We start from the raw sequence: 14,376 nt of genomic DNA on the forward strand, positions 1-14,376 counted from the left end.
ACGCCACGTCAGCCTCTGCCCGTGGCGCATCACCGCGATCATCGCCACGGCCCTCGTCCTCAGCCAGATGGAGAACCGCTACTGACAAAGGCTCAGTGCGTGACAAAGCGATTCCAGCGCTCACCTCGGAACGAATTCACCGCACGGGTCACCGGCTCAGCGTGCAGCCACATGACGCATCGCCGGTGAAGACACGTCGCGCCGTAGTGTCTCCGACACCACAACGCAGTGTTGTGGCACGTGTGGTCGAGGTCGAGACCCTCCGGGATGTCTCTAACCATGAACTCATAGATCCACCGGTGCGCGAGCACCACCTTCTTGGCGGAGGGGACGTAGAAGTGTCCGTACCCCCTGCTGACGGCCCCCGTCCAGTGCCAGCAACCGTCGTTCGGACCGCCGACCACCACCTCGACGCGCCGGAAGAACGCTTCCTCGTCCGATCTGCCGACCCGACGGTCGGTACGACGTGGAACCTTCTGCGACTGGAACCGGGATTTGCACAGCGATGAGCAGAAGCGACGATGCCGTCCTCGACCGCTGTACACGATCTCGGCGCCACAGGAGCTGCAGTTCGTCATACCTCGCAGATCGACGGCTCCCGGCGTGAAACGAAGAACTGCATACCAGCCACGCGCTTGCAGGTGATCAAGCATTCGTACACACGATCTGGCGTCATCGTGCCCATCGGTGCGGCGAAGTCCGCGGCGCACGAGGCCATCGTCGCCCGCATCACCGGCGCGAGCCTCGTCGCCACCCAGATGCACGACGCGATGAAGACGGACGAACTCTTCGGCCAGATCGACATGCCCGACTACGACAAGGAGGGCCGGTGGGTGCGCAACACCACCGGCTACCTGCCCGACGCGCACCTGGCGATGGTCCAGGAGATCGACAAGGGCGAGCACATGCTCCGCTCCCTGCTGCGGGTGGCGAACGAGCGGCGCTGGCGCAACGGCGACGTCGAACTGGCGCTGCCGCTCATCACGATGGTGGCGTCGGCCAACGAGGTGCTCCCCGAACACCTCGCGCCCGTCTGGGACCGCTTCCTGATCCGCGAGACCGTCACCTACATCGCCGAGTTCGACAACTTCAAGGCCATGGTGACCGGCGCGGGCGTCCCCGAGCAGCCCACGACGATCACCTTGGCCGAGTTGCAGGGCGCCTCGAACTTCGTCTGCTCATCACCGTCCTCGACATCATCCTGGACATGCTGTTCGAGGTCCACGTCGAGCTCCACAGCCGTAGCGTCGTCGTCGCCAACCGCCGCAGGAAGGACAGCGTGGGCCTGCTCCGGGCCGGCGCGTCCTGGCCAGGTTTCGTCTCCGCATGTCTCAGGAATCTCCGCGTGGCACCCCGGGCGGTACTCATCCGTCTTGAGCCTCCTCACCGACAGGAAGGGGGAGTGTGCGGGAAGCGCCCTCTTCCACTCCTTCTACCCCAGGATCTGTTTGATGACGTGGAGCAACAACACCAGCATCTGCCCCGCCCTCCGTTTCCCTCCCAGTTCAGAGGGGGTCAGGACAGCTCTCTCCCTGCCAGGCCAAGCCGATGGAGGTGCACTTGCGATCACGACTGCTGACGAAGTTCACGATGATCATGACGAGAGTGGCCTTCACGGTTCTTGCGACCGGCGGGCGGCGGCAGCCCCCTCCGCCGCACCACGGCGTCGATGAAGGGGTTGAAGGGGGCGGTGTCACACACCGCCCCCTTGCGAACCTACTCGCCCTCTTCCTCCCCGAGCGTCCATTCCCAACCGCCGAGACCCATCTTCGCGGTGTCCACTCCCGCTCGGGCCCTGGCCCGCTTGACCGTGTCCTTCGAGAAGCCCAGCGCCTCACCAGCACGCAGGACGTCCTTCGCTCCTGCCCGCCCCCCGTTCTCCGTCAGGTAGTGGCGCAACCACTTCACGACCCTGTCGACGCGGGCGGTGCGCCCTTCCGAGAACGCCGTCCCCTCGAGGAGCTCGTCTGCCGTCATGTCGGTGGGTTCGGACTCCCACTGGATGCGCGCCACGTCGTGGGTCTCGGAGGTCACGATGCGGTACGCCATCGCGCGGGGTTTGGGGGCGATGTTCATCTTCTGGCAGACCATCACGCGGCGCTCCTAGTCTCGGGGGTCCGGTCCGATCAGGAAGGTAGCCCGAGCGGCTCCGATGATGCCGATGCTGCCACCGCCCCGGTACAAGGCGTTGTCGCCGGTCCGCTTGTTCAGGTGCCGGATGAGCACGATGAGGCACCCGGTCCGATCTGCGACGCCCGCGAGGGGCGTGAGCACGCTCCGCACGCCCTGGTCGCTGTTCCCGTTCACGGTCGGGTCCAGGTACGCCGCCAGGACGTCCACCACCATCATCTCGACGTTGAACTCTCGGATGCGTCGCTCGATGTTCCCGACGTCGCGCGGCAGGATGACCTCCCGCTGGCTACCTCCCCCGCGGACGCGATGTCGACCGACGTCAGGATCTTGACGTTCGCCTCGTCAGCCCCCGCGACGACGAACCGCGGTTTGATGGTGTCCCCCAGCCCGTCCTCGGCGGACAAGAGCATCACGACGCCAGGCGCAGTTCCCACCTGTCCGTCGGGCCAGGGGGCTCCCACCGTCACCCGAGCCATGAGGTCGATGAATCCGCTCGACTTGCTGGCAGAAGGGTCGCCTTCGACGACGACGAGCTTGCCGGCCGGCAGGTAGCCGGGCCACAGCCAGTGGACCGGTTCGACCTCGACGTCCGCGAGGCTGAGGATCCCGACCGGGTTCGAGTCCTCGGCCGTCAGGGGGCCCACGTCAGCACAGTCGTCCGTCAGGGCGACGGGTGCGAGCTCCTCGATGGCGTACCCGGCGTCGAGGTGGTCGCTGAGGTCCTTTCCGCTCCTGCTTTCCAGGATCTCGCAGGGGATGTTCGCCTTCACCAAGCGCTGGACGATGCTGGCGGCGTGGCCCTGCCCCGCCGCGTCTCGGTCCTGGACGACCCGCACGCGAGCCCCCTTCAGCTGCGCCGTGTACTCCGGACGCCACTTGCTGCTCGCTCCCGCCTTGGAAGCACCCTCGATGTTGCAGGTCGCGGTGTACCCCAGCGCGCGGGCGGCGTCGGCGTCCTTCTCCCCCTCGGTGACCAGCACGACTTCTCCGCGCGCGGCCGCCGCCAGGACTTCGGGCAGGCGGTACAAGTACTTCTCCCCCATCGCGCCCAGGACGCCCGCCGGCTCGATGGAGAAGGACTTGGGCGCGAAGCGCGTCTTCGTCACCACCACCTTCCCCTGCGCGTCGTGGTACGGGTACGTGGCGACCGGGGTCGCCGGCCCGCAGCTGTAGCTCCGCGTCGCCTCGTCCACGAACAGGTCGCTGACCGACAGACCCAGCTGGGCGACGACGTCCCGGAAGTCGCAACCAGCGTGACAGGTCCGCAGGATGCGCCTGCCGTCGGACTTGACGCTCAGGCTCGGGGTGCGGTCGTCGTGCGCGGGGCACCGGGCCCTCAGGGCGTTCCCACCCTGCTCTCGCGGCGCGCAGCCGCACGCGTCCAGCAGGTCGCGGATCTCCGACAACGTGGCCATCAGGCTGGCACCTCCCGGCTCCGGAGGAGCAGACTGTTCTCATCAGTGGCCACCAGCGTGCTGATACCGGCGGTGGCCCCCTGGTCCGGGGCCACCGTCACCTTCTCGTTCACGTGCACTCCTCGTCTCTTGATCGTCTGGATGACTGGGTCATCGAACGGGTCTGGACCTCAACGCTCGACGTCCGATCTCCTTCCGAGTCCCATGTCCTCAACTGCTTGTTCTTCGTCCTCATCCGCCCGTGGGGGCCGACACTCCCTGCTGCCGCAGCATCTCGACGAACGAGCGCAGGCTGGCCTGCGGCACGAGCGTCCGCCGTCCGACCTTCACCACCTCGATGTCGCCAGCGGCGACCAGCTCGTACAGCTGGGTCCGTCCCAGTCCGAGCTGACGCGCGGACTGCTCGATCGACAGCAACAGCGCTTCTTCCATCGAAACCTCCTCCAGATGTGGACGTCCGCACGAACCCGTGCGTCGCCGTGTTTGAAGGAAACCAGAGGGCGTCAGCGATGTCGCGTGAGATCGGGCAGCACTTCCGACATCATTTGTTCTCGTTGTCCTGCAACGGTTTGCACCAGCTACTTCCCTCGGTCCCCCAAGGTCGGCTACTACTGGTCGGAACGGTCTACTGGCGCCGGTCAATGGCGTGCCGCAGTAACACCCGTTAGACGAGCGGCAGGCGTTTCGCCCCGCGCGCCGGGCCCGGAAGCCCACACCCCTCCCCCGTCCGTTCGGGACCGGTGAGGGGACGAAGTACACGAAGAACTTGCTGTTCGTCGTGGTGATGATGACGAAGGAGTACAACTGATGGGCAGGCGCGCCAACGGTGAGGGGTCGCTGTACAGGAGGGCCGACGGCCGGTGGGCCGGGGCACTGACGTACGTGGACGACGAGGGCAAGACCGTGCGCAAGACGGTCTACGGCAAGACGCAGGCCGCGGCGCGCAGCAAGCTGCGTGAGGCCCGGGCCCGCGCGGAGGCCGGCCAGCCCGTGCGGGACAGCACCATGTCGGTGGCGACGTGGTTGACGGACTGGATGGCCGGCGCCCTCGAGGCGAGCGACCGCCAGCGGTCCACGAAGGACCTGTACGCCGCGATGACCCGAAAGCACCTCATCCCCGCCTTGGGCACCAAGACGCTGGCGGGCCTCCGGCCCACCGACGTCGAGGCGCTGGTGATGAAGAAGAAGATGTCGGGGCTGTCCGCTTCGAGCGTCAGGACGATGTACTCGGTCCTGAGGGCCGCCCTGGACATCGCGGTGCGCGACGGGCACCTGAACCGCAACGTCTGCGCAGCCGTTCCCCGTCCTCCCGTCGAGCGCAAGGAGGCGACCTACCTGGGTCGGTCCGACGTCGGGCGACTCTTCGAGGCGCTGAGAGGCGAGCGCATCGAACCGTACGTGCGGTTGCTGCTGGCGACCGGCCTGCGTCGCGGCGAGGGTCTGGGACTGCACTGGGAGGACGTCGACCTGGAGGCTCGCACCCTGCGCGTCAGGTGGACCCTCTCGCGCACGAGCGAGGGGTTGGTCCTCGGACCGCCGAAGACGGAGAAGTCCCGCCGGACGATCCCCCTGCCAACGGCCGCGGTGGACGCCCTGCGGACGCAGCGCCGGGCGCAGGCTGCTGAGCGTCTGGCCGCGGGGGAAGCGTGGTCGGACCAGGACCTGGTCTTCACGACCGAGGTCGGAGGTCCCTTGGAACCGCGCAACGTCCTCCGGCGGTTCGAGACCGTCGTGCGGGCTGCGGACCTGGAGGGTACACACCTGCACACGCTCCGACACTCGGCCGCGAGCTTCCTGCTGGCCATGGGGGCGCCGACCAAGGTTGCCCAGGTGCACCTCGGACACTCGTCCTACGGGGTGACGGCGGACGTCTACGGCCATGTTTCCAGCGAGCAGGCACGAGAAGCAGCAGACCTGTTGGACCAGGCCGTCGACTGGTGACGAGCAGCTCGATGGTCCGCGGGTCGACGTGGGTCCGAAAGGAACGCATGCCAAGTCCTCGAGGGGGCGTCGTAGGACAACTTCAACAACTTCTACGCCATCTCCACGTGGATGACGCCCTTGACCGGCGACGTGAGGCACCAGGACGGGGTCCGCGGGGCCGCCAGCCGAGATCCGTGCGCGAGCTGGGTACCGGCCACGGCAACCCCCGGCGGCTCGCGACCCACCGGGCCACGTCGATGAGCCGTCCTGCGGAGACGGAAATCATCTGTGGGAAGAGCCGGTGCACCAGGACGGCTACCGGCACGTCGTGGACAAGCATCCCGAGAGCGATCGACCGGCGTTTGACGGGAGATGAAGGCTGTGGGACCTCTCGTCCGGCGCCCGACCAGGCGGTCGCCGTCCGGGCCGGGCCGCAGGGGCGCCGTCCGGGCCGGGTCGCGGAGGCCGCCGCACACGGCGGCGCGGCGGCGCGGCGAGCCCGGGGACGAGCACCTTGATCTTGGGGATGAGCTGCTGGCGGACCGACTCCATCGACTCCTGGACGCTGCCGACGTTGGCCGGCTTCGTCACGTAGTCGGAGGCACCCGAGGACAGGGCCTCCAGGGTCGCCGTCGCACCGCGCTCGGTGAGCGTGGAGAACATGATGACCGGCAGCTTCCGGTCGAGCTTGCGGATCTCCTTGATCGTCTCGAGGCCGTCCACGACAGGCATCTCGATGTCCAGGGTCACCGCGTCGGGGTTGAGCTGGGCGATCTTCTCGAGCGCGATCTTCCCGTTGGCCGCCGTGCCGACGACCTCGATGGCCGGGTCCGAGGCCAGGACGTCGGTCACCAGCCGCCGGACGACGACGGAGTCGTCCACCGTGAGCACACGGACCTTCTGGCCCACCTCGCACCTGCCCCCCCGCCCCTTGCACTTGCCCGAGCTGACTCTCCTGGGCAAGAAGACGGCGCTTGGTGGCACTGGGGTTGTCGACCACCACAGCGTTCGTGGAGCCGAGCCCGCTCCCCCACCTGCCGACACAGGCGCCAGCTCGCACACCGTGTCCTGTCGTCGAACGTGCAGCCGCGTCGTCCTGGCGCCGACGATGACTGCTGGGCGGCGATCACCCGGGACTGGTCGAGGCCCCGGTGGGTGCGATGTAGATCACACCCCCTCGAGCCGACACGCTTGCCACGTACTGACCTGATGCTGCGGAGTCGTCTGGACGTTCGCCTACTGGCTGCCGTCCGCGTGCAGGGCGCTGTGGCCGACGCGTCACTCCCCGGCGAAGCCAACACGAGGAGACGACCTCACGGCGGGCCTTGAAGACCACCCGGGTCGCTGCTGTCAGCGTTGCTGTCACCACGACGAAGCGGGTGCCCACCCGAAGGTGGACACCCGCTCTGACCTGCGCGAACGCTGGTCGGGCTGACAGGATTTGAACCTGCGACCCCTTGACCCCCAGTCAAGTGCGCTACCAAGCTGCGCCACAGCCCGAATCGACCCGCCCTCAACGAGCGAGCCGGGTAGAACCTTACCTCATCGCTTGCGCTTCTCCCGCACCCGCACGCTCAGCTCGATCGGGGAGCCCACGAAGCCGAACTCCTCGCGCAACCGACGCTCGATGAACCGGCGGTACCCGGCCTCGAGGAACCCGCTGGCGAAGACGACGAACCGCGGCGGCCGCGTCGAGGCCTGGGTGCCGAACAGGATGCGCGGCTGCTTGCCCCCACGGACCGGGTGCGGGTGCGCGGCGACGATCTGCCCGAGGAACGCGTTGAGGCGGCCCGTGGGGATGCGGGTCTCCCACGACTCCAGCGCCGTGTCGATGGCCGGGACGAGCTTCTCCATGTGCCGGCCCGTCTGCGCCGACACGTTCACCCGGGGGGCCCAGGGGATCTGGACGAGCTCCTTCTCGATCTCGCGTTCGAGGTAGTGCCGGCGCTCCTCGTCGGTGAGGTCCCACTTGTTGTAGGCCACGACGAGCGCGCGGCCGGACTCCACGACGGTCGAGATGATGCGGATGTCCTGCTCGGCGATCGGGACGCTCGCGTCGACGAGCACGACGGCGACCTCGGCCTTCTCCAGCGCCGTCTGGGTCCGCAGCGAGGCGTAGAAGTCGGCGCCCTTGGTGAGGTGAACGCGGCGGCGGATGCCCGCGGTGTCGACGAAGCGCCACGTGCGGCCGCCGAGCTCGATGAGCTCGTCGACGGGGTCGCGCGTCGTGCCGGCCGTGGGGTGCACGACCACCCGTTCGGACCCGGCGAGCTTGTTGAGCATCGAGCTCTTGCCGACGTTGGGCCGGCCCAGCAGCGCCACGCGGCGCGGGCCGCCCTGCTGGGTGTAGCCACCGCCGACGGCGGAGACGGCGGGCAGCACCTTCACGGCGGCGTCCAGGACGTCACCCGTGCCGCGCCCGTGCAGGGCCGAGACGGGGTACGGCTCGCCCAGGCCCAGGGACCACAGCGCGGTCGCGTCGGCCTCCTGGCGGGGGCCGTCGACCTTGTTGGCCACGAGGACCACGGGACGACCCGAACGGCGCAGCAGCCGGACGACGTGCTCGTCGCTCGCGGTCGCACCGACGGTGCCGTCGACGACGAAGAGGACGGCGTCGGCCAGCTCGATGGCGAGTTCGGCCTGGTCGGCGACGGCGAGGTTCAGGCCCTCGGCCTTGGCCTCCCAGCCGCCGGTGTCGACGAGGGTGAACTCCCGGCCGGCCCAGTTCGCGGGGTACGCGACGCGGTCGCGGGTGACGCCGGGGACGTCCTCCACGACGGCCTCGCGGCGGCCGATGATGCGGTTGACGAGCGTCGACTTGCCCACGTTCGGGCGGCCGACCACGGCGAGCACGGGCAACGGCCCGGCCTGCTCCTCGTCCTCCAGCGGCAGGCCGTCGGCGTCGAGGAGCGCGACGTCCTCCTCGGACAGGTCGTACTCGTCGAGGCCGACGCGCAGCGCCTGCCCGACGTTCTCGTCGACGTTCTCGCCGGCCGTGGTCTCGAAGGGTTCCTGCGGGTCGTCGGTGGGGGTCACCGGGTGCCTCCTGGCACGTCGTCGGACGCCATGTCGCCGAGCCCGAGCTCGTCGTCGGCGTCGTCATCGGGGAGTTGGATACCGGTGCGCTGCAAGGAGTTCAGCACGTGACCGGAGAGCTTGACGCGAACCTGTTCGACCGCGGCGGCCAGGGCCACCCGGCCGGGGACGCCGGGTTCCTTGACGACCGTGAAGGGTTCGCCGAAGCAGAACGTCAGCCGGCGCCGCACGGGGGGCACCGACCGCCGGGGTTCCCCCGGCAGGTGCGCGCCGAGGCACGCGACGGGGACGACGGGAGCACCGGACTGCAACGCGATCCAGGCGATGCCGGAGCGCACGCTGGCCGCGTCGCCCCGCCCGCGGGTGCCCTCGGGGAACACGCCCGCCGCGCCACCGGCGGCGAGGACGGCGAGGACCGACTGCAGGGCGTCCCGGTCGCCGCGGGTGCGGTCGATGGGGATCTGGCCGGCCTGCAGCAGCGACCAGCCCACGAACCGGTTGAGCGGGGAGCCGGTGAACATCTCGCTCTTGACGAGGAAGTGCGCCGGCCGCGGGGTGACGCCGAACAGCAGCGGCCCGTCCATGATCGAGGCGTGGTTGGCGGCGAAGAGGACCGGCCCGGTCCGCGGCACGTTCTCGGCGCCCAGGACGCGGGAGTTCCAGACGCCGTGCGCGAAGACCTTGCCCACGCCGCGGGTCCAGGCGAAGGGTTCGCCCGGCAGGGACCCGCGCGTCGGGGCGGAGTGGGGACGCAGCTTCACGCAGGCCCCCCCGCCCGCCCCGCACGCACCTGGCGCTCGACGACGTCCAGCACGGCCGCCACGGTGCCGTCGAAGTCCAGCGCGGAGGAGTCCACGGTCACGACACCGTCGGCGGCCGTCGTGAAGGCCGTCGTCCGGGAGTCCACGCGGTCGCGTTCGACGACCCCGCGGCGGGTGGCCTCGAGGGCGTCGGAGTCGGCGGTGCCGAGGTCCTGCTGGGCGCGGCGGGCCAGGCGGACGGACTCGTCGGCGGTCAGCAGGATCCGGACGTCGGCGTCGGGCGCGACGACGGTCGTGATGTCACGGCCCTCGGCGACGATCCCGGGCTCGCGGCCCCGCTCGGGGTCGACGCAGGCGGCCTCAATGAGGGTGCGCTGGCGCAGGACGAGGTCGTGCCGGACGGCCTGGACGGCCGCGACCGCGCTGACGTTGGCCGTGACGCGGTCCGTGCGGACGGCCTCGGTGAGGTCGACCTCGGCGCCGTCGACGACGGCGGCCACGGTCGGTGCCTGCGGGTCGGTCCCCACCACGAGCGGGACGGTCCGCACGTGGGCGGCGACGGCCGCGGCGTCGGCCAGGTCGACCCCGGCCTCGAGGACGGCCCAGGTCACGGCGCGGTACATCGCCCCGGTGTCCAGGAAGGCCACGCGCAGCGCAGCGGCGGTCGCCCGGCTGACGCTGGACTTGCCGCTGCCGGAGGGACCGTCGACGGCGACGACGAGCGGGGTGGTCACCACGGACACCTCCTGGTCGGCCGTTGGGGACGCGACGGGACCACGGGCAGCGGGGGTGGAGGACACCGGACGAGGTTAGTCGACACGGGGCCCCGTTCCCGAACCGGAGTTCAGCGCGGGACCGTCCACCCGCGGGCCCGTAGGGCGTCCACGAGGGGCTGCGCCGACGCGGGCAGCACGTCGATGCTGGCGAGCGCGACGGCCTGCCCCTCGGAGTGCTCCAGCCGCAGGTCCTCCAGGTTCACGCCGGCCTCCCCGACGTCCGTGAGGAGCCGGCCCAGGGCGCCCGGGCGGTCGGGCACGACGACGACGACCGTGCGGTAGCGGGTCGGCGCGCTGCCGTGCTTGCCCGGGATGCGGTCGCGGCCGGCACCGCCGTCGGCGATCGCGCGGGCGAGGCGCGCACGGGCCCCGGGCGCCACGGGGTCCTGCGCGAGGGAGCGCAGCGCGCCGATGACCTCGTCGAGGTCGGCCCGCAGCGCGTCGAGCACGTCCGCGACGGGCGCGGCGTTGCCGGCGAGGATCTGGGCCCACAGGGCGGGGTCGCTGCCGGCGATCCGGGTGACGTCCCGCAACCCCTGCCCGGCCAGGCCCACGGCCGGTTCCGCCGCGTCGCGCAACCGCGCCGCGACGAGGCTGGCGGCGACCTGCGGGGCGTGCGAGACGAGGGCGACGGCCTCGTCGTGCTCGTGGGCGGGCATCGTCACCGGGACCCCGCCGCAGTCGGCCACGAGGTCGCGGACCGCTTGCAGCGCAGCCGGTCGCGTCTCCTCCGTCGCCGCGATGACCCAGGGCCGGCCGGCGAACAGGTCGGTGCGGGCCGCGACGGCACCCGACCGCTCCCGCCCCGCCATGGGGTGCGAGCCGACGTACCGGGACAGGTCGGCGCCGCGGGAGCGCAGGGTGGCCAGCGGCCCGCCCTTGACGCTCGCCACGTCGGTGACGACGGCGTCGGGGAACCGGGCGAGCTCGTCCGCGACGACGTCGGCGACCACGTCCGGGGGGCAGGCCACCAGGACGAGGGCGGGGGCGTCCCCCGGGGCGGCGAAGCGGCCGGCGCCCAGGTCGCGGGCCAACGCCACGGCCGTCGGCGAGGGGTCGGTGAGCACGACGTCCACGTGCCGCATGGTCAGCGCCAGGGCCGCCGACGTGCCGAGCAGGCCCGTCCCGACGACGCGGACGGTGCCGGTCGTGCGGGCGGGTGCCGCAGCGTCGAGAGTCACGGGGAGAGGGTCACTGCGCGATGTCGCGGCGCAGGGCCTGCGCCCCGTTGAGGTACACGTGCTTGACGTCCGCGCGGGCGCGCGTCGTCTCGACGTGCGCCATGAGGCGGATGACCCGCGGCATGGACCCCGCGATCTCCAGCTCCCGCGCGCACATGAGCGGGACGTCACCCATCCCCAGCTCGCGGGCGGCGACGGCCGGGAACTCCGAGACGAGGTCCGCCGTGGAGGTGAAGATCACGCTGATGAAGTCGTCGAGGGTGAGGTCGTTGGCGCGGATGACCTCGGACACGAGGTCCCGCGTGCGCGCCAGCACCTCCTCGCGCTCGTCGACGTCCACCTGCACCGCACCACGGACCGCCCTCACCGACACGCGCGGAAGAGTACCGACCGCGGGGTGGCCCGTGGGCGAGGAGGTCGTCGTGGAGGTGGTCGAGGAGGTCGTCACAGCCCCGCGACCGCCATGAGCTGCTGGACCTCGCCGCGCGTCAGGCGGCGGTTCTTCCCGGGCTTGAGGTCGCCCAGGACGATCGGGCCCATCTGCACGCGGACGAGCTTGAGGACGGGGTACCCCTCGGCCTCCAGCAGCCGGCGCACGACGTGCTTGCGGCCCTCGTGCAGGACGACCTCCACGAGCGCGTAGCCCGGCTTGGAGTCGACGAGCTTGAAGGAGTCGACCGCGACGGGGCCGTCGTCGAGCTCGATGCCGGCGCGCAGGTTGCGGCCCAGCTCGCGCTTGACCGGCCCGCGCACCTCGGCGAGGTACGTCTTCTGGACACCGAAGGACGGGTGCTGCAGGCGGTGCGTCAGGGCCCCGTCGTTGGTCAGCAGGATGAGGCCCTCGGTGTCGAGGTCGAGCCGGCCGACGTGGAAGAGGCGCTGCTCGCGCGGGCCGACCATGTCGGCGAGGTTCAGCCGGTCCTGCTCGTCGTACATGGTCGACACGACGCCCTTGGGCTTGTTGACCATGATGTAGACGAGCTCGTCGTCGATGGTGAAGCGCATCCCGTCGACGTGGACGACCTGGCGCGTGGGGTCGATGCGGACGCCGAGCTCGGTGACGACCTCGCCGTCGACCGTGACCCGGCCCGCGGCGATCATCTCCTCGCAGGCACGCCGGGACCCGGCCCCGGCCTGGGCGAGCACCTTCTGCAGGCGCACGCCCTCGGGGTCGTGGACGTCGGCCCCGGGGCGCCGGATGGGGGCCGGACCGCGGCGGGGCGGCTGCGGCGCGGGGGCGATCCGGTCCGTCATGCGCTGCGCGGCACCGCGACGGTTGGGTGCGCCGCCCGTGCGCGGCGCCCCGGCGCCCGAGCTGCCGCCGGAGCGCGCCTGAGGCTTGCCGGCCTGACCCTTCCCGGCCTGACCCTTGCCCGCCTGGGGGCCCTTGCCGCGCCCCGACGTGGGGCGCTGGGGGCGGCCCTGCCCTCGGCCGCCGCCGCGGGGTGCCTGCGGGGTCATGACTGGTCCTCCTGCTGCTGGGGTTCTGGGTGGTCGGTGGACGCCGTCGCATCGCTGGACGCTGCGTCCGCCGACCCTCCATCATCCCCCACCGCGGGCGTCCCCTCGACCACGTGCTCGCGGGCGGGCTCCGGGAGGGGGACGGGTTCGGCGAGCACCTCGGCCGGTTCGAGGTCCTCGAGGGAGACCTCGTCGGGCAGGAACGGCGCCAGCGGCGGCAGGTCGTCGAGGCTGTCGAGCCCCATCCGCTGCAGGAAATCCTCCGTCGTGCGGTACAGCGTCGCCCCGGACGTCGCCTCGACCCCGGCCTCGCTCACCAGGCCGCGCGTCAGCAGCGTCCGCATGACGCCGTCGACGCTCACGCCGCGGACGGCCGAGACGCGGGACCGGCTCACCGGCTGGCGGTACGCGACGATCGCGAGCGTCTCCAGCGCGGCCTGCGTCAGCTTCGCCGTCTGGCCGTCGAGCAGGAACGCCTCCACCACGTCGGCGTGCTCGGCGCGGGAGTACATGCGCCACCCGCCGGAGAGCTCGCGCAGCTCGAACCCCCGCCCCTGCTCGGCGTACTCCCCCGCGAGTTCGCGCAGCAGCAGGTCGACCTCGTCGGGCTGCTCCCCCGTCGCGCGGGCCAGGGCCGGGACCGCCACGGGTTCGTCGGCGACCATGAGGACGGCCTCGATCGCCGCGCGGACGCGGCGGCCCGGGTCCTCCTCCGGTGGTGTCCCGTCAGTCCCCGGCGTCTCGTGGGTCTCCTGCGTGACGTCGGTCACGACGCGCTCCCTTCCTGGGCCGTTCCCTCGAACTCGTCCAACCCCGACGGCACGGCCGCGGCCCCCGACCCCTGGTTCGCCTCGGCCTCGGGGTCCCAGCGCACGGTCAGCGCGCCGAGCGCCTCCGGTTGTTCCAGCCGCACCCGACGTTCGCGGAACAGTTCCAGGACGGCCAGGAACCGGGCGACGATGACGAGGGTTCCGAGTTCCCCCTCCCCCGCGTCGGCGACGAGTTCGGCGAACGTCGCCGTCCCCTTGCGGCGCAACCGGTCGACCATGAGCACGGCCTGTTCCCGGATGCTGACGGCACTGGCGTGCAGGTGGTCGAGCCCGACGACGGGAACGGGTTTGGGGGTGAGCGCGCGGGCGGCGACGGCCGCGAACTGCTCGGGGCTGACGGTGAGGACCAGTTCCGGCAGCAGCTTCTCGAAGTGGGGTTCGAGGGCGACGGCCCGCGGCACCCGTCGCGACGCCTCGGCGAACCGTTCCCCCAGCAGCGCCGCGACCTGCTTGTAGGCGCGGTACTGCAGCAGCCGGGCGAACAGCAGGTCGCGCGCCTCGAGCAGGGCCAGGTCCTCGGCGTCCTCCACCTCGGCCGCCGGCAGCAACCGGGCGGCCTTGAGGTCGAGCAGGGTGGCGGCGACGAGGAGGAACTCGCTGGCCTCGTCGAGGTCCCAGTCCGCTCCCCCCTCCTTGGCCGCCCGCTGCGCGGCGCGGATGTGGCCGATGAACTCGTCGGTGACGCGCGCGAGGGCGACCTCGGTGACGTCGAGCTGGTGCTTGGTGATGAGGCCGAGCAGCAGGTCGAAGGGGCCGGAGAAGTTCGGGAGCGACACGGTGAAGCCGCGACGGCCGGTCAGCGGGTTCACGTCCGCTGCGGGGGTCGGGGCGGGGGCGCTCACGCGGGACACGGTAGCGAC

Annotated in this window: 14 protein-coding genes, 1 tRNA gene and 1 pseudogene; 2 read left to right on the forward strand and 14 right to left on the reverse strand. The window is 71.2% G+C overall.

Annotation, left to right across the window (positions count from 1 at the left end; all coding sequences use genetic code 11):
* Nucleotides 1–521: 521 nt before the first annotated feature.
* Nucleotides 522–1,673, forward strand: coding sequence for an AAA family ATPase (locus tag AB0637_RS20495; RefSeq protein WP_366174542.1), 1,152 nt, complete (start codon nucleotides 522–524; stop codon nucleotides 1,671–1,673).
* A 43-nt stretch (nucleotides 1,674–1,716) separates the two neighbouring features.
* Here the strand turns inward: AB0637_RS20495 and AB0637_RS20500 are convergent, their stop codons facing one another.
* From AB0637_RS20500 to AB0637_RS20515, 4 genes are all read right to left on the reverse strand, one after another.
* Nucleotides 1,717–2,094: a hypothetical protein gene (locus AB0637_RS20500; protein WP_366174543.1), complete on the reverse strand. Its 378-nt coding sequence runs from the start codon at nucleotides 2,092–2,094 to the stop codon at nucleotides 1,717–1,719.
* 9 nt (nucleotides 2,095–2,103) lie between these two features.
* Complete coding sequence (locus AB0637_RS20505; protein ID WP_366174580.1) at nucleotides 2,104–2,406, reverse strand: AAA family ATPase; 303 nt, start codon at nucleotides 2,404–2,406, stop codon at nucleotides 2,104–2,106.
* The gene (locus AB0637_RS20510; protein ID WP_366174544.1) at nucleotides 2,346–3,326 is read right to left on the reverse strand and encodes an AAA family ATPase; all 981 of its coding nucleotides are present in this window, start codon (nucleotides 3,324–3,326) and stop codon (nucleotides 2,346–2,348) included. Before AB0637_RS20510 ends, AB0637_RS20505 begins: the two co-directional genes overlap by 61 nt.
* 453 nt (nucleotides 3,327–3,779) lie before the next feature.
* The gene (locus tag AB0637_RS20515) at nucleotides 3,780–3,980 is read right to left on the reverse strand and encodes a helix-turn-helix domain-containing protein (RefSeq protein ID WP_366174545.1); all 201 of its coding nucleotides are present in this window, start codon (nucleotides 3,978–3,980) and stop codon (nucleotides 3,780–3,782) included.
* A 375-nt stretch (nucleotides 3,981–4,355) separates the two neighbouring features.
* On the opposite strand from AB0637_RS20515, the gene AB0637_RS20520 reads away from it, so the two are divergent.
* Nucleotides 4,356–5,489, forward strand: coding sequence for a site-specific integrase (locus tag AB0637_RS20520; RefSeq protein WP_366174546.1), 1,134 nt, complete (start codon nucleotides 4,356–4,358; stop codon nucleotides 5,487–5,489).
* A 495-nt stretch (nucleotides 5,490–5,984) separates the two neighbouring features.
* Here AB0637_RS20520 and AB0637_RS20525 read toward each other — a convergent pair.
* The 10 genes and pseudogenes from AB0637_RS20525 to AB0637_RS20570 form a co-directional block, all read right to left on the reverse strand.
* Nucleotides 5,985–6,380, reverse strand: a pseudogene (locus AB0637_RS20525) (response regulator); the annotation flags it as partial.
* Nucleotides 6,381–6,894: 514 nt separating this feature from the next.
* Nucleotides 6,895–6,971: transfer RNA gene (locus AB0637_RS20530), tRNA-Pro, on the reverse strand.
* Nucleotides 6,972–7,013: 42 nt separating this feature from the next.
* Entirely contained in the window at nucleotides 7,014–8,507 is a 1,494-nt protein-coding gene (der, locus tag AB0637_RS20535) for a ribosome biogenesis GTPase Der (protein ID WP_366174547.1), read from the reverse strand.
* Nucleotides 8,504–9,268: a lysophospholipid acyltransferase family protein gene (locus AB0637_RS20540; protein ID WP_366174548.1), complete on the reverse strand. Its 765-nt coding sequence runs from the start codon at nucleotides 9,266–9,268 to the stop codon at nucleotides 8,504–8,506. The genes der and AB0637_RS20540 overlap by 4 nt, the downstream gene beginning before the upstream one ends.
* The gene (cmk, locus tag AB0637_RS20545; protein WP_366174581.1) at nucleotides 9,265–10,011 is read right to left on the reverse strand and encodes a (d)CMP kinase; all 747 of its coding nucleotides are present in this window, start codon (nucleotides 10,009–10,011) and stop codon (nucleotides 9,265–9,267) included. The genes AB0637_RS20540 and cmk overlap by 4 nt, the downstream gene beginning before the upstream one ends.
* 101 nt (nucleotides 10,012–10,112) lie before the next feature.
* On the reverse strand, nucleotides 10,113–11,225 hold the full coding sequence (locus tag AB0637_RS20550; protein ID WP_366174549.1) for a prephenate dehydrogenase: 1,113 nt from the start codon (nucleotides 11,223–11,225) through the stop codon (nucleotides 10,113–10,115).
* 10 nt (nucleotides 11,226–11,235) lie between these two features.
* Nucleotides 11,236–11,598 carry a chorismate mutase gene (aroH, locus tag AB0637_RS20555; protein ID WP_366174550.1) on the reverse strand — a complete coding sequence of 121 codons (363 nt, stop codon included), beginning with the start codon at nucleotides 11,596–11,598 and terminating at the stop codon, nucleotides 11,236–11,238.
* Nucleotides 11,599–11,669: 71 nt separating this feature from the next.
* Complete coding sequence (locus AB0637_RS20560; RefSeq protein ID WP_366174551.1) at nucleotides 11,670–12,686, reverse strand: pseudouridine synthase; 1,017 nt, start codon at nucleotides 12,684–12,686, stop codon at nucleotides 11,670–11,672.
* The gene (scpB, locus tag AB0637_RS20565; RefSeq protein WP_366174582.1) at nucleotides 12,683–13,366 is read right to left on the reverse strand and encodes an SMC-Scp complex subunit ScpB; all 684 of its coding nucleotides are present in this window, start codon (nucleotides 13,364–13,366) and stop codon (nucleotides 12,683–12,685) included. The genes AB0637_RS20560 and scpB overlap by 4 nt, the downstream gene beginning before the upstream one ends.
* A gap of 86 nt (nucleotides 13,367–13,452) precedes the next feature.
* Nucleotides 13,453–14,358 (reverse strand): ScpA family protein, encoded by a 906-nt coding sequence (locus tag AB0637_RS20570; protein ID WP_366174552.1) that lies wholly within the window; start codon nucleotides 14,356–14,358, stop codon nucleotides 13,453–13,455.
* Nucleotides 14,359–14,376 lie beyond the last annotated feature (18 nt).

It is taken from the genome of Kineococcus sp. NPDC059986, from assembly GCF_040702905.1.
GTDB lineage: Bacteria > Actinomycetota > Actinomycetes > Actinomycetales > Kineococcaceae > Kineococcus.

Bases quoted from the DNA above. Each gene is read 5' to 3' on its own strand.
- AB0637_RS20495 (WP_366174542.1), top strand. From the start codon at position 522: ATGCCGTCCTCGACCGCTGTACACGATCTCGGCGCCACAGGAGCTGCA.
- AB0637_RS20560 (WP_366174551.1), bottom strand. From the start codon at position 12,686: ATGACCCCGCAGGCACCCCGCGGCGGCGGCCGAGGGCAGGGCCGCCCC.
- AB0637_RS20520 (WP_366174546.1), top strand. From the start codon at position 4,356: ATGGGCAGGCGCGCCAACGGTGAGGGGTCGCTGTACAGGAGGGCCGAC.
- AB0637_RS20515 (WP_366174545.1), bottom strand. From the start codon at position 3,980: ATGGAAGAAGCGCTGTTGCTGTCGATCGAGCAGTCCGCGCGTCAGCTC.